The organism is Arenibacter nanhaiticus, assembly GCF_900141935.1.
Classification (GTDB): domain Bacteria; phylum Bacteroidota; class Bacteroidia; order Flavobacteriales; family Flavobacteriaceae; genus Arenibacter; species Arenibacter nanhaiticus.
This window is the reverse complement of sequence record NZ_FQYX01000051.1, coordinates 1-15,211: the sequence shown is the minus strand read 5'-3', so window position 1 is coordinate 15,211 and position 15,211 is coordinate 1. Positions and strand designations below refer to the sequence as shown.

Below are 15,211 nucleotides of genomic sequence, written 5' to 3'. Positions count from 1 at the left end.
GTTCCCTTTTCGCCAAATTCAACGCCACCGCCATAGGCTTGCTTACCATCGTTGAACTTTACGGCCCTAAGATCGTGTTGGTAGCCACATCTGAAGTGAGACAGTTCTCCAAAAAGGTTTTGTTTTACCATATTAAGCACCGCCAATACATCCTGACGGTAATTAACGTTTTCCAGGATCATTAAGTGAGATCCGGTTTCTTCGTGGGTATTGACCAAGTCCCAGCACTCTTCCAAGGTATTGGCTGCCGACACTTCCAGACCGGTATATTTTCCGGCTTTCATAGAATCTACCGCCATTCTGGTATGCCAAAGCCAAGGAGTGGATATAACCACCGCATCGACATCTTTCAAAGCCAATAGATTTCTATAATCCAAATCGTTCTTTCCAAAAATCTGGGCCTTCTTCTTTCCTGCTTTTGCAATGCGTTCTTCGGCTATAGCAATTCTGGCCGGATCTATATCGCAGACAGCGGTCACAAGTACATCGTCTCTTTTTAAAAGGTTGTTTAGGTGGTTGGTTCCTCTTAGTCCTACACCAATGACCCCAACTTTTAATTTTTGGACATTATTTTTTCTGTTATTAGCAAAACTAATACTAGGCATCACAGCAATTCCTGCAGAAGTAATCGCCGTTTTTTTGATAAAATTTCTTCTCGATTTCATAGTTTGAATACTTACATTTAAGACCTTAGCACATTTGTATCTGGTGACATTTCATTTCCTAAAAACGCACACATTCTAAGCTCTCCGTCTCAAAACTAACTAATTATAAAATTATTTACAGGGGATATTTTAAGCTTTTTAGTATGATATTTTGTTCATTTCATAAAAAACCTTGGTAAAAGAGCATGCTGGTAACCTTAAAATTTTCGGATTAACATTTATTAGACGTAATAACGAGATATCCTATTCCTAAAATACTGATATAAAAAGGGATCCCAACACCATCGCTTACTAAGGTTCAATATTTAAAATACCGTTTGCCACGACCGCTTTGTAGGCAGTCTTCGAAATTGCCACCGCCATGGAAATCAGGCCAAGGAAAAAATAAGATTCGATTTGCTACAGGAATAGTGGCTAGTCATCATTTGTAGTGAAGCCCAGAGAGCCTTTTACTGATGGCCCGGCGTTTCCATCTCTAGTATTAATTCTCGCAGTTTTATACTGGAAAGAGGTTTGGTTATAAAATTTCGTACGGAAGGATAGGCCATAGCCCTTTCCATATCTCTTTTATCGATGGAGGAGCTTAATACATAAATACAGGATTTTTTCTGATTTGAAATTTTATCAAATTCTTCCAAAAACTCCCAGCCGTCCATCACAGGCATATTCAAATCCAATAAAATTAATTCTGGCAATTCTTTAACAGAGCTTAGGATGTCGCTAAAGAGGTCCAATGCTTCTTTCCCGTTTTTACAAACCATTATATCTGTCCCAAATCCATTATTTTTCAGCAAAATTTTAGTGCCAAAAACAAAAATAGGATCATCATCTATGATGCATGCCGTTTTAGTAATCTCCATTCTTAAAATAAGTCGTAAAATTAGAACCCTTGTTTACGGAACTCTTAACTTCTATTCTTCCCCCCATAGCTTCTATCTGATTTTTAATGATAAAAAGTCCAACACCGCGGGCTTCTTTATGCTCATGAAAGGTTCTATACATCCCAAATAATTGTGAACCGTATTTATCCAAGTCAATCCCCATGCCATTATCGGCAAACTCTAAATATACAAACTCCTGACAAATTCCCGCCGTTATTTTTATAATTGCCCGAGAATCGGTTTTTTTATATTTAATGGCATTGGTAATTAAGTTTAAAATAATACTTTCCAAATAGGCATGTACGGCCAAGACCTCTATGTCTTTAGGAACATTAATTTCTATTTTGGTGTGACTTTCTTTAATGGTAGAGTTAATGTTTTGGATTACCTTCTCTATGCTTTCCAATAAATTATGAGAAGACATAGCGGTAACCACTTTAGCATTTATTTCCACAATTTCATTAAGATGTAAAATGGTTTCGTTCATATTATCCGAAACAATTTTAATATTCTTAAAAAATTCATTTTCCATTAATGCAGGGTCTTCGCCTTGGGCCAATTCCATTAGCATGGAAATATTTCCGGTATGCGACCTTAGGTTATGGGAAACGATATGGGCAAAATTAATCAGGCGGTTATTGTGTTCCGTCAGGTCGTCGGTCATTTTTTGCTTATCGGATATATCCTGCATAAGTCCGTATAAGGTTACACATTTGCCTTCCTGGAATTCGGAAATGCCAATAACCCTAACCCATTTTAAATTGCCTTTATACGTTTTTATTTGTGCTTGCAGATCAAACTTTGTCGGTTCCTGCATGGCTTTTTCGATGGCCTTTGTAAGGCGTTCCCTGTCCTCTCCTTCTAGGTAATATCTTAAAGCGTCGTCCAAACTAGGGTTATAGTCCGCTGGTACTTCTCGGATTTCGCGCACTACTTTACTCCAGTAGATAAGGTTTTTATCAAAATCTAGTTCCCAGTATCCAATTTGGGCAGCTTCATTAGACTGCTCCAAAAGCTTCTTAAATTTAGCGAGCAACAACTCATCCGTTTTTCTCCTGGTAATATCGTAATGGTAACCGGCCATTTTCCGCGGTTTACCTTGGGGCGAATACTCGATGATTTCGGCCCTGCTTAAGATCCACACCCAATGCCCCTGTTTGTGTTTCATCCTAAACTCCATCTCATAGATCCCCTGATTATTGATATACTTTTCATAGGATTCTTTGACAACCTTGCAATCCTCGGGATGTACCAATTTAAGCCAGGTATTATGGTTCCAGGGCTCCAATTCTTCTAGAGTATACCCCAACATACCGGCATATCTATCATTACAAATGGCTATTTCTTTTTCAAAATCAACTTCAAAGGTTCCTAAATTGGAGGCTTCTATGACATTTTGAAAATAGTCAACCTTCTTTTTTAGTGCCACGGTATCTTCTCCCTCAGCCCTTAAAAGAGAAAAACTCCCAACCACCTTGTATGGGTTTAATTTTGGGCTGTCAACAGTCGACTTTTTAAAATTAAGCCAAACAGGATATCCCTCAAAGTGTCTAAACTTACAGACAATATCAAAAGAGTATTTCTGGGGTTCTGCACTATGTTTATCCAGTAATTCACGAAAAAATTCCAAATCCTGTGGATCCATCAGACTTTTCCAATCTGCCGGTAATTCGGATACCGGCTGCTGATCGTATCCTAAGAATCCCCAAAACCTGCTATTGACCCCACTGAAATGTGGCTTCTTTAGATCCCAATGCCAGGTTCCTTCCCTAACACCATCTTCACCGGAGTTAAGAAAATCTTTGCCATTTTTTGTGTAGAAATTTAATTCGGATTCTAATGGTTTCATTGTTGTTGTGAAAAAATTTACCGATAGTATACTAATTAATCGTTTTGTAATTTATGCTTATCATAGATCATAAATTACGACGTAACAACACTAAGGTTGCCTATTCTATATTAATTGTAATTCATTACATTTAGGAAGCAACAATTTTCTACTTTCTAATGTTATGAAGTGGGGAGCTGTAAAAGTAACGAATTACCTTACACCTGTATGTATAATGGATAAACTGTATATTTTATTCGACAAACAACCTATTTCTGGGAATAATTAATAGCGACAATCCCGCCTAGCTCAATTTATTGAAAACCACTTAATTAGAAACAAATTTTAAACCTATGATAGAGGCAATTAAGGTGGTTATAAAGAAAAGGCGCCAAAAATCGGCCGGTTCCTTAAAAAACACTATCCCTACCAACACCGTACCCACCGCGCCTATCCCTGTCCACACCGCATAGGCGGTACCAATAGGCAATTCTTGGGTGGCCTTTACCAATAGTGACATACTTATGGCAAGGCTAATAAAAAATCCAAGGTACCAATACATTGCGGTAGTACCGCTGCTCTGATTTGCCTTTCCCAAACAAGCCGCAAACCCTACCTCAAAGAGTCCGGCTATAATTAATAAAATCCAATTCATATTAATGACCCCTAGGGGTATTTTACAATTCTATGTAGCCACTTATAAAAAAATGCCTTCCGCAAATCGGAAGGCATTTTACCAATATCCAATAAGAACATTTCCTTAGGCTCCTTAACTATAGCCTACCAGGATTCAAATTCTAAATTATTTACTTGTGCACGGCCTTAATTAAAATTAAGCCGAGTTTCTACTAGCGTTGATATTACCATATAAGGAACGTACCACAATTTTTTCGTACAGGTCGGCAAACTCCGTTCCCTGGCTCATTTTTTGCAAGGCATATTGCTGAATCACCAATAATGGCAACACTATATTCTCACGAATCTTAATAGATTCCCTAGAAACCTCTTCCTGTTCCATTAGGATTTTAAAATCAGAGATAAGCAACAACATTTCCTTGGACAGTAAATATTCGTTGTGAAGAATGTTCCAGAATTCACCATAAGTTTTATCCTCCTTCATGTAACTGGTCAGCTCAAAATAACATTTGGACAAGGACATCATACTGTTAAGCATTAAGGCTCTAAATAAAGGCACTTCATTAAAGAGTTCCTTTAATTCTTGTAATCTCCCTTGGTCTTTTAAGGTCTTTATAGCGGTTCCAATACCGAAATACCCTGGTACATTTTGTTTTAACTGGCTCCAAGACCCAACAAATGAAATGGCTCTTAAATCAGTAAGCTCCAGTTTCTTTTTATTCCCTCTTTTCCCCGGCCTACTACCAATATTTGCCTTTTGATAATATTTTAAGGTACTCATGTTTTCCAAGTACGACATAAACATTGGGTGTTGTTTTAGGCTATCGTACTTAGTAAAGCTAAGGTCAGACAGCTCTTCCATCAATTCCCTAGACTCCTTGGTAATAATATTTTCTTTTCCAAAAATATTATTGGACAAGCCTGCTGTCAGCAATTGCTCACAGTTATGAACAAACTGTTCCTTTGTACCATAGGTACTGGTAATGGTCTGTCCTTGAATGGTCAATTGTATTTCGTTATTGGCAATATCCTTGGTCTGTGCCGCATAGAACCTATGAGTTTTTCCACCTCCACGTGCCGGTGGTCCACCACGGCCATCGAAAAATATGGCCTTAATATCGTTTTGGTCACAAACCGCCGATAATCTTTCCTTTGTTTTAAAGATAGACCAGTTAGCCTTTACATAACCACCATCCTTGGTACCGTCCGAGAACCCAAGCATAATGGTTTGCTTTTTATTTCGCTGTTCAAGGTGTGCCTGGTATTCTGGGATACTAAATAACCCCTTCATGGTGTTCTCTGAGGTATCCATACCGTCCATGGTTTCAAAAAGCGGGATGATATCGAAACTGATCTTATCAGATTCCCATCCACACCATCTAAAGAGACCAAATACAAACAGTACCGAGAAAATATCTTCAGAGTTACTAATGGCATATCGGTTACAGCCCTCTTCCCCATTTTTATCCTGTATGGTCTTAAGCTGACTAATATTTTTAATGGTATCCTTAATGATCGCCTCGTCAAAATCTTCGGCCTTAAGCTCAAAGTTTTTATGAAGCAGCAAGTCTACCAATTCTTCTTCCGTCAATTCATCTAAGCTATCGGAAATAAGACCATGTTTTTTAAGCACGGTTTCTACCGTCAGTTTATGAATACTATGGTCTTGTCTAATATCTAAGGTCGCAAAATGGGTCTTGAATATCTTAACCTTATCGATTAAGTGCTCCAAATCCTTAAAATACAAACTGTGGTATTTCTCTACCAAAATAGCCCTTACTTCTAGTAGGGGCTGTATAATCTCATCATATTCAATGGCAATATCCGCATCGAACATAGATTTGTACAATTTATCCCTAAGAATTGCCAATAAATCTTGAACTTCCCTAAAGGTTAGCTTTTGTTGCAATTTTTTAAGGTCGTGGTAGTAACATTTTAGCAAGGTAATCCTTAGTTCATTGGCCACATCCATAGTACTTTCGGCCGTTACATACGGGTTACCGTCCCTATCGCCCCCTGGCCAAAATCCTAACTTCATAATGTTATGATTGTTAAAATCGTTGTCGCCCACACTCTCTTTTATATGGGCATACAGATCACCAACGGCATCGTAATATACGTTCCTTAGAATGTGAATAATATTCTTGGCCTCATCTAAGGGGGTCGGTTTTTTGGAATTGATCAAAGACGTCAGCCCCAATTGTTGCAAGGTTAAATCTATTTCATTGATTTTATCCTCTAATATCAGCGATCTTAGATTCCCGATAATATCTAAAACGGCTGGTGTGTAAAACTGGGTCGGGTGGGCGGTCAAAACAATACGCGCACTAAAGGTCGATAGCTTATCGGCTATCTGGTCCCAGCTTTTATTTTTATCAACCAACTGAAAGTAGTCCCTAATAGATAAGGACTTGGAGTGTTTTTGCAGACTAGGAAAGGCTGCATCCTCTACACTGTCGTACAACACCACTTGCCTTTCGACATATTGGATAATGCGGAACATAAAATCTATTCTGTCCTTTTCCGAATCTATATTGGCATAATTCTGAAAGAAAGCATCCAAAATCTCTTGTGGATTTTTTCCAGATTTTAAGCCTTTATCAGATTGATGCATTAATAATGGAATAAGCATCCCTACATTCTCTATATTTTGATACGGTAGGTTAAGGAATAGGCTATTATAAATATTGAATTTATTATTGACCGAATTTTTAAACTCTTCTAATCTCTCTGATCGATGCATATTTGTATTTTCATTGTATTGAATTTTTCCATGCCCTTTTCATCTAGGCATATAGATTTCAATAATTAATTATTAAAAAAAATTTATCAGGACCAATTCCACGCCACCTTACTATCAAAATTTAGGACTGTCCCCACAAATCTAGTTGATTTAACAACATAAATTTCTTCCTAGGGGAGTAGATTATTAGTTTTATTAAAACTTTTTAAATCGACCCAAATTTTATCTTTTACATATAGTGTCCCCAAAAGAGTCTTTTCCTACGAAGGCTCTTTTTTTTTGAGTATCCTATGGTACATTTTTTACCCCGGCCTTAAAAAAATCACCTTGGGATTATTGTCCTTCGATACTAAGGAAAGCCTTTCTATTACGTGATAAGATTATCACTTTTTAGCCAAGAAAACAAAAGATTATCTAAAGACAACATTCGCAGGAATAATAGTTGTAGCCATAACGGAATAGGACCAATTCCAAAAATAAGGCCTTCTTTTAGAAGGACAAAATTATCCCCTATAATTCGAGCCGACCTCACCGTATAATGCAAAAAAGAATGATTTTGAAGGTAGGCCCCATCAATCCCAAATTCCCAGCGTTTTAGAATCATTATTTGGGCGTTCCCTCCTTCGTCGGGCGGGCACTACGCTGTATCCCTTGCTGCGCTACGGGGATGCCGCTGCGGTCCCTAACGCACATTACTGTAGCTAAGAAACCTTACTGCCATGCCTATGACCACAAATCCGTTCCTTAAAAAATTGGAGAGAAAACAACAGGGCTTGCAGTTTTATGGATGCACCCCATAAGGTACCATTAATCGCAGCTCATCTGCCCCCTGTCCAATATCTTGAATGTAAAGCACTAAAAGCTCCCTCGCAGCCCTACACTTCCGGGCCCCATATGAAGGCTCCAATTAATTTTATCCTTTGAAAATTGATCGGGATATCTTTCTCGATTAAGATACTTATCTATTGAATCTACCACCACTACACTCATCGCAACGCTCAAAGCCACATCGGTTAGCCAATGTGCCCCGCTCCATAACCTAGAAACAGGAGATACGAGTCCTAGTGTGTAAATACCTCCCTTCACCCAGGGATTATCAAACTGTTTCCCTATGGCATAGGCCGTAGTAAACGAGAGAATGGTATGTCCGGAGGGAAAGCTATGGTAGACGGCCTCCTTGCTAAAAGGCTCAAAACTGCCCTTCCCCTCATTAGCTATAGGTCTTGCACGTCCTACAATAGTTTTGCTCAAGGTCTGGAGCAATCCTACCGTGGCCCCCGAAGAAATTAAAAGCACCCCTGTTTTTCTTATTTTCTCATTTTTGGAGAACAATCCCAGTGCATAAACACCACCGCTTAGACCATAATTATATAATGGTTTGCCAAAATAATACCCTGCATCCTTAATAAGGCCAGGCACATGCGCTTCCTGGTCCCGAAACCAAGCAGAACTATCTTCATCAAAAGTATACAATAAGCCAGTACCCACTACAATGGCCCCTGCGGTTAAAAAATCGTCCTTCTTCCATTGTAAAGGTCTTGAATACGCGTGTTTAAATCCTCCAAAGACACTCTTGCCATCATAAGCCAATAGCTCCCATGTCGTCAGGGAATCCTGATCTATGGTCTGAGCTTCCGCCTTAGAGAGGACCAAAAGGAAGATAAGACTAAAAACGAACACTCTAAGAACAGGTATAATATTCATTAAAAAAAAGCTTTTGCATTAGTTTTGCAAAATAACGAAATAGGCATCAAACTTGTTCTAAAAAAAGTCATTTCATTACACCCTCTTATTTAATCTCTTTGGACTCCGAGGCATTTACAAAAAGGACGTTTCCGACCTGTTCATAGCCTTCAAAAGCCTTGGCCCCTAAATGCACTACCGCCTTTTCAATAAACCCTACAATGGTCAAATCGGCATTCTTAGATTTTCCATTGATAATATTTTTGATACTACTGGCAGATTTTTGAGCAATAAACTCTATGTTCTTTGGGGATATGGGAAGTTGCCCATTTTGAATCAGAAGAAAAAGTCGCTCCCGTTCTTCTTTGATGGAATCTTCCGGAAAAATAGCGTAAATTTTAATAGTTGCCTTTTTCCAATCCGGATGCCCCAATAAGATATAGGCAAGCAAGATCATAAGGTTGGCATTATCAAAATCGTAAGGAGAAATCCAAAGATGTATTTGTTTTTTCAACCCAAAGCCTCTTTCCGAACTGGCCAGAATAATCAGATCAAAGTCCACCGATGTGACAAGCCCTAAATTATCGACAATATCCTTCAGATTATCAGGATGGTTTTTGTGATATTCAAAGAGCAGCAAGTTGTTTTCCTTGCCTGCTATTCCCGGCAGTTGAATAATCTGGGCAACCGTAGAGGTAAAGGAAGGAGAAACCATGGTATCTATAAAAACATTGCTTCTACTAACATCTGCCATGGCTATCAATTCCTTTTTACAGCGGGCAGCCTCCATATTGCTCTCTTTGGACAAGTACCCTTTAATATAGTGTATATAGGTACCAAAACCGTGCTTATAGGCTATCCAGCGCAAAAGCTGAAAGGCCGAGAACCTGTTAAAACTATCTTCTGAAATAGCAATGGCAGAAGGCCGCCAACTTTGCGTTTGCTCCTTCTCTGTCTTTTGAAGAAAGACCTGCATTTGCCTACTGAGCTGAAAAATAACACCTTGAAAAATAACCGCAAGGTTTCTTTTATCCCGATTATAATACATGACCGATACAAATAGCAGCATGATCAATATAATGGCCAGTGCCGCATACCCGGCATTCATAAAAAACATCAGCGCAAAACAACTCAGCGCCCCAAACAGGGAGACATACCAACGCGATTTAAATTTGGGCCTGTACGAAGGATCCGCGGCAAAATGGTTCAAAAAGGAAATCATGCACAGCGACCCATAGGTAACCATAAAAAACATGGAAATGATCTGAGCTACGCTGTCAAGCGCGCCTATAAGAATAAAAAGTCCAGCAATTAAAATAGTTATAACGGAAGCATTAAAAGGTTCGTCTTTTTTTCCTTTTCCCTTGGACAACCAATTATTGAATTTTGGGGTGGGAAAAATACCATCCCTGGCAATAGCTTGTAGGGTGCGGGGAGCCACCATAATACTTCCCAAAGCCGAAGAAATTGTTGCGGCAGCCAACCCTAAGGGGATTAACCACCAACCCTGCCAAGCGATCTCTGCCATAACCATTCGGGAAGTATCGGCCAATTCCTCTGGCGGGGCCGAAACCGTCAGTTTCCAGGCAATTAAAATATACATGAGCATTCCACATAGGGTGGCGGCCAATGTTCCTAGCGGAATAGATCTTCCCGGATTCTTCAGATCGCCCGACAAGCCCACCCCGGCCGTCATCCCGGTAAAAGCAGGAAAGATAATGGAAAACACAATAAAAAAACCGATCGCCTCTGGAAAGCCATTTTCTTTCTCACCTTTTTCAGAAGGCCCAGTTGGGGTTTGCAGCCCTTTGTCGGCCATCTCCCCTCCTACAAGGGAATCTACAGGAAGTGCTTTGCTATATTCTACGGTTGCAGGATCCTTGCCTATGCTTTCTGAGGGTTCTATAATATTCTTCAAAGACGCATTAGGATCAAACTCATGGTTTCGACTATATTCCGTAGTTCCCATAAAAAAGGCCAATAGTGAAATTCCCAACACCGCAACAACCGTATAAAGAAGCTTAACCCCAAGGTCTGCCCCTTTGGTCAACATCACATAGGTAAGCAGCAAAAGCCCTGGAATACCGATGGTTTGTTTCTGCCGCAACAGCCATTGCAACCAATCTGGCATAGCCAAGGTCGCCATCAGCCAATCTAAGAAAACGGTAAAAGCCTCCGAAAAGGCCATCACATAAAAAGCTACACTTATAGCCTGAGAGAAGTATAGCGCAATCCCGATCGTAGAGCCGATGACCAATCCGAAAGAGCGCGAAATAATATAATACTCCCCTCCTCCTTCTACTTTTTGGTTGGTTGCTATCTCTGCAATGGCCATTGCCGTGGGTATGGTCACCGCATGCCCAATTAAAATAAGGCCCACAGCGCCTAAAAACCCAACCTGCCCGACAGCAAACCCAAATCGGAGAAACAGGATCGCACCTAAAATAGTGGCAATAGCCGTAAAAAAAACGGGAGCGGTACCGAAGGTCTGGACTTTATTTTCGAAGTTCTGCTGCATTGGCTATAAGGCTTGGTTTCTGTTATGGTTAAACTTCCGGTCCCTCTGATTCTGGGTAGCATAAAGACCTTCCTGAAAAAAGTCCAATCATGATCAATATAAAAAAGCAGCACGCCTCCTTAGCCACTACCTCATAAGAACGATATCGGAAAGCGTCGGATAATCATGCACTTATGTACTAACAAGATACAAAAAGAGCCACAGTTTTTAATTTTAAGGAAGATTTTATAGTGCTAGTCGTCAAGAGAGAGCAGATTAACGATACAGTTAGTGCTTGTATTGAAATTAGGGACCAAAACACTTGGATCCAAAACAGTTATTAGAAAAAAAAAGCAATCTCCAATGCCTCCTTTCCTATCTATTTAAGGATCGCCAAAAAATAGAAAGGCCCAATACGTTCATACCATATTTGATACTACTGAAAAGGAATGGAATTTTCCTTCTGGTTGGTCTAATAAAAATAATTTAAAATAATCGATTGCCCTAAAAATTAAAGATAAGGCCTTACCGGTATATTCTGGTCTTCCACTGGAAAAGGAGCATTTTGATCGTGAAGAATTCAGTAAACGATCATGTTTTTCCTTTCTGGGCAGAAATCGTATCAGAAATAAAACTCCCAGGGAGAATGGGAAATGCCACCATGTACGAAGAAACCATGAAATCTGTAAAACAGTTTTACAGATTAAAAAAATAAAGTTTCAAGATATTACCAATACCTTTTTTAATAAATATGAAGCATGGCTTCGATAGAGGGACGGAACGGATGGCGGGATATACAAATCATTATCCAGTAATGTATCTCGCCATAGCTTTGCCAATTGCTTAAAACAAAAAGGGGTTGCTACAGATGTTATTGGAGAGTCATTGGGACATAAAGACATAACCACTACTCGGGTTTATTTAAAGGAACCGGGAAGTTCGGTATTGGACGGGGGCCGTCGACCTGCTTCTTCTGAAAGTTAAGGCCTATCCTTGAAATGAAAAATAATTGTTTGTTAGGCGACTGCACCCATTAAGTATAAAGGGTACTAGCAGCATTTTTACTTAAGGACATTCATATAGTCTTGCCATGTGATCAACAGATACTTTTCCTTCCCCATTTTTGTTATCTTTAAAAAACCGTATTCATAAACAAAGAGGTAAACGTCGCCTTTTTGGTTTTTCCAATAGTGGGTAAAGAATTTAGGATTAAATCCTTCTTCGATCAGTTCCGATTTTCTGATGGTTGTATAACCAGACCTATTGTATTTTTTAAGGAGTTTCCTGTTTATTTTTAATTGCCTGTCCACTTTCAGATAAAATGCTTCGTTAATTTGCCGGTTTTCATACTGATTGATAGACCTGCATTTTATGGAGCAAAACTTCTTGTCCGACCTACCAATTACAGGGCCTTCACAAACTGGACATGTCTTAGGGTTTCCCATTTTACACAAAGATTATACTCATAATATACGGCTTATGATTTAGATTCTAACTAAACTTGTTACATGAACTCCATAAAATCCATCACGCTTTACCATCTAATGATCAATCATGAAAAGGTGATCGGGATAAAATTTGCTCCAGATAAACTTATTCAAGGGTTGATCAAGGGGCTACCAGATCCTAAATGGAGCGATCAGTACCAAATGACATATATATCCAACACCAAGGATCATCTAAAATTATTGCTGGATACCTTTAGGGGGATAGTTTGGATCAATTTTAACCGCTTTTATCCCAATAAACCAATAAATACTAAAAATGACACAGTGGACGTTGATTGGTTTCGCAGAAGAAAGCTTCCTCCAGGATACCGGCCTTGTCCTAAGGAATACCTTTTAAAATTAGAGTTGAGAAGGTATTCTAACAGTACGGTTAAAATTTATGTCAGCTTTTTTGAGATGTTCATCAACTATTATAAGGAGAAGGAATTGTATGCTATAGACGAAAGTGACATAAGGGCCTTTCTTCAGGAAAAAATTCGCAAGAATGTTTCCAACTCCTATTTAAATCAGGCAATAAACGCCATAAAGTTTTACTACGAAATAGTATTGGGCATGCCTAATCGATTTTACGCCATAGAGCGACCCCGCAAAGAATTTAAGTTGCCCACGGTAATTTCCAAGGAAGAGGTACTGGCTTTAATAGAAAACACCAATAATCTAAAACATAGATGTATAGTTCAATTGCTGTATAGCGGTGGTTTGCGACGTAGCGAACTGATCAATTTAAAACTCACCGATGTGGACAGCAAGCGGATGCTGATAAGGGTAGAAGGCTCTAAGGGCAATAAGGATCGTTATACCTTGCTTTCCAACACCGCCTTAGCCGATCTTAGGGCCTACTATAGGGAATGGAAGCCACGAATGTATCTATTTGAAGGTAGAAAGGCAGGAAAATATAGTGCTGAAAGTGTGTTACGGATTGTTAAGGAGGCAGCCACCAAAGCCAGGATAAAGCAAAAGGTGAGTCCGCACGTATTGCGCCATAGTTTTGCCACCCACCTATTGGAATCCGGTGTAGATCTTAGACAAATTCAGGTATTATTAGGGCATGGTTCTAGCAAAACAACAGAAATTTACACCCATGTTGCTACAAGCACTTTTAAAACAATTAAAAATCCCTTAGATTAGTAAGCACAAAATAGATATATAGGAACATGTTTCCATACCCATACGTTAACGGTAACTTGCCCTAAAAAGAGAGCTGCTTCGGGACTTCCTTTTTTTGCTGCCTCCCCTATAGTTTGACCAATCGGTTCGCAAGCAGTAAGTTTATCAGGGCAGCAAAAAATCCACGGTTTGTCAAGGTTTGTTTTGGGGTTTTCTTGATGATTAGGGATTACAGTAGGAGCCACTAACGGGATCTTTCCTTTTGCCGCCAATGCGCAAGGGTTACGCAAGCAGTACGCAGATTGACTTTTGGTTTGTCCTTCTCCGCCAAGGTTCTATAAAACGTCAAGTTTTATTTTTGTCTATTAAGGTCTGCCCTGGATTGAAAATGCGGCAAAACCCACGGGAATTGTTCCATTGTTCCGTTCATTAGAGCAAGGCCTGCGTTGCAAGCAACCGCTAACACTACCTATAATTCAGTCTTGCCTTTATCAAAACATAAAATTGCTTACTTTTATTCCAGCACGATTTCCTAACTGAAAAATCCCAAGGGATTTCCCAGACCGAAATCATAGCTAAAACGTTGTACGCAAGCTGAGAAAATCGAGAAAATGGAAATTATAGTTTCAGAAACAAAGAAAATTGATATAGAACAAATTATTGAGCTATATAAAGCCAATGAATGGAGTTCTGCTGAAAAACCGACTGAATTGAAAAACGCATTATTGAATTCTCATTCATTGGTTACTGCTTGGGACAAAGAAAAATTAGTCGGACTTGGAAATGCAATATCTGACGGATATTTAGTCGTTTATTATCCACACTTATTGATTCACCCAGAATATCAGGGAAAAGGAATCGGACATATGATAGTAAATAGGTTCAAAGAGAAATACAAAAAATTTCATATGCAAATGTTGACTGCTGACGGAAAAGCAATCGATTTTTACAAAAAGGTTGGTTTTGAAAAAGCTGGAGAAACAATGCCAATGTGGATTTATAAAGGGAATGAACACTAAACAATTATTATGACAGCAAGAGTTTGGGAAGGAAAAACAAGAATTGAGCATTCAGAAACGTATGCCAAAATTATCGAGGAACGAGATATTCCTGATTACAGAAAAACGGATGGATTTATAAAATTATCATTCCTAAAACGGTCTGACAATGAATTTACATATTTCAAGCTGTTGACCTTTTGGACAGATTTAAAAATCATAAAAAATTTTACTGGACCAAATTTTGAGCAGGCAGTATCTTACAAAGAGGATGAACAATATTTAGTGGACTTCCCCGGAAATGTAATTCATTATGACGTATTTGCTGAATAAGCCAGCGTACAATCGAGTAGACGGGTCCGCCCCTAAATAGAAACGGACTGCGCCTCTCACACCACCCAGCGTACGGGTCTCGTACTGGGCGGTTCGATAATGAAACTTAACGTTTGTAGTATTCCAATAAACTAACATAACCTTTCCTCTTTAACCGTTTTACGGTGATCGTAGTTCGCAGTATTGGGCTTTGGGCTACAGCCCATCCCCCCATTCTGGTACGGCTCCAAGCGTAGGCTTGGTCTTGGTCAATGCCCAGACGAATCAGGTTTTTCCGTTTCCGTTCGGGTTTCTTCCAATGATGCCAAATACAATACCGCAGTCGGTTGCGC

The 15,211-nt window shown here is 39.3% G+C and carries 13 protein-coding genes and 1 pseudogene; 5 read left to right on the top strand and 9 right to left on the bottom strand.

What is annotated here, in order from left to right; all coding sequences use genetic code 11:
• The 7 genes from BUA16_RS17475 to BUA16_RS17440 all read right to left on the bottom strand — a co-directional run.
• Window positions 1-665, bottom strand: a 665-nt coding sequence (locus tag BUA16_RS17475) for a Gfo/Idh/MocA family protein (RefSeq protein WP_143150552.1), incomplete at its 3' end; no start/stop codon positions are given.
• 449 nt (window positions 666-1,114) lie between these two features.
• Window positions 1,115-1,525: a response regulator gene (locus tag BUA16_RS17470; RefSeq protein ID WP_072766006.1), complete on the bottom strand. Its 411-nt coding sequence runs from the start codon at window positions 1,523-1,525 to the stop codon at window positions 1,115-1,117.
• Entirely contained in the window at window positions 1,512-3,395 is a 1,884-nt protein-coding gene (locus tag BUA16_RS17465) for a sensor histidine kinase (protein WP_084668556.1), read from the bottom strand. The genes BUA16_RS17470 and BUA16_RS17465 overlap by 14 nt, the downstream gene beginning before the upstream one ends.
• Before the next feature lie 307 nt (window positions 3,396-3,702).
• On the bottom strand, window positions 3,703-4,029 hold the full coding sequence (locus BUA16_RS17460) for a DMT family transporter (RefSeq protein ID WP_072766005.1): 327 nt from the start codon (window positions 4,027-4,029) through the stop codon (window positions 3,703-3,705).
• A gap of 177 nt (window positions 4,030-4,206) precedes the next feature.
• The gene (locus BUA16_RS17455; protein ID WP_072766004.1) at window positions 4,207-6,753 is read right to left on the bottom strand and encodes a phosphoenolpyruvate carboxylase; all 2,547 of its coding nucleotides are present in this window, start codon (window positions 6,751-6,753) and stop codon (window positions 4,207-4,209) included.
• 855 nt (window positions 6,754-7,608) lie between these two features.
• Window positions 7,609-8,457, bottom strand: coding sequence for a phosphatase PAP2 family protein (locus tag BUA16_RS17445; RefSeq protein ID WP_072766002.1), 849 nt, complete (start codon window positions 8,455-8,457; stop codon window positions 7,609-7,611).
• 85 nt (window positions 8,458-8,542) lie between these two features.
• Window positions 8,543-10,954: an amino acid permease gene (locus tag BUA16_RS17440; RefSeq protein WP_072766001.1), complete on the bottom strand. Its 2,412-nt coding sequence runs from the start codon at window positions 10,952-10,954 to the stop codon at window positions 8,543-8,545.
• A 550-nt stretch (window positions 10,955-11,504) separates the two neighbouring features.
• On the opposite strand from BUA16_RS17440, the gene BUA16_RS18770 reads away from it, so the two are divergent.
• Both BUA16_RS18770 and BUA16_RS19260 read left to right on the top strand, forming a co-directional pair.
• Window positions 11,505-11,648 (top strand): hypothetical protein, encoded by a 144-nt coding sequence (locus tag BUA16_RS18770; protein ID WP_178338919.1) that lies wholly within the window; start codon window positions 11,505-11,507, stop codon window positions 11,646-11,648.
• A 77-nt stretch (window positions 11,649-11,725) separates the two neighbouring features.
• Window positions 11,726-11,917: a tyrosine-type recombinase/integrase gene (locus tag BUA16_RS19260; protein ID WP_084668555.1), complete on the top strand. Its 192-nt coding sequence runs from the start codon at window positions 11,726-11,728 to the stop codon at window positions 11,915-11,917.
• A gap of 77 nt (window positions 11,918-11,994) precedes the next feature.
• On the opposite strand, the gene BUA16_RS17430 is transcribed toward BUA16_RS19260, so the two are convergent.
• Complete coding sequence (locus BUA16_RS17430) at window positions 11,995-12,378, bottom strand: hypothetical protein (protein ID WP_072766000.1); 384 nt, start codon at window positions 12,376-12,378, stop codon at window positions 11,995-11,997.
• A gap of 63 nt (window positions 12,379-12,441) precedes the next feature.
• Here BUA16_RS17430 and xerA point away from each other — a divergent pair, with 63 nt between their 5' ends.
• The 3 genes from xerA to BUA16_RS17410 all read left to right on the top strand — a co-directional run bounded on the left by xerA (window position 12,442) and on the right by BUA16_RS17410 (window position 14,879).
• Entirely contained in the window at window positions 12,442-13,569 is a 1,128-nt protein-coding gene (xerA, locus tag BUA16_RS17425; RefSeq protein WP_245795601.1) for a site-specific tyrosine recombinase/integron integrase, read from the top strand.
• 590 nt (window positions 13,570-14,159) lie between these two features.
• Window positions 14,160-14,567 carry a GNAT family N-acetyltransferase gene (locus BUA16_RS17415; RefSeq protein ID WP_072765998.1) on the top strand — a complete coding sequence of 136 codons (408 nt, stop codon included), beginning with the start codon at window positions 14,160-14,162 and terminating at the stop codon, window positions 14,565-14,567.
• A 9-nt stretch (window positions 14,568-14,576) separates the two neighbouring features.
• Window positions 14,577-14,879, top strand: coding sequence for an antibiotic biosynthesis monooxygenase (locus tag BUA16_RS17410; protein WP_072765997.1), 303 nt, complete (start codon window positions 14,577-14,579; stop codon window positions 14,877-14,879).
• Window positions 14,880-14,985: 106 nt separating this feature from the next.
• Here BUA16_RS17410 and BUA16_RS17405 read toward each other — a convergent pair.
• A pseudogene (locus BUA16_RS17405) lies at window positions 14,986-15,211 on the bottom strand (group II intron reverse transcriptase/maturase); the annotation flags it as partial.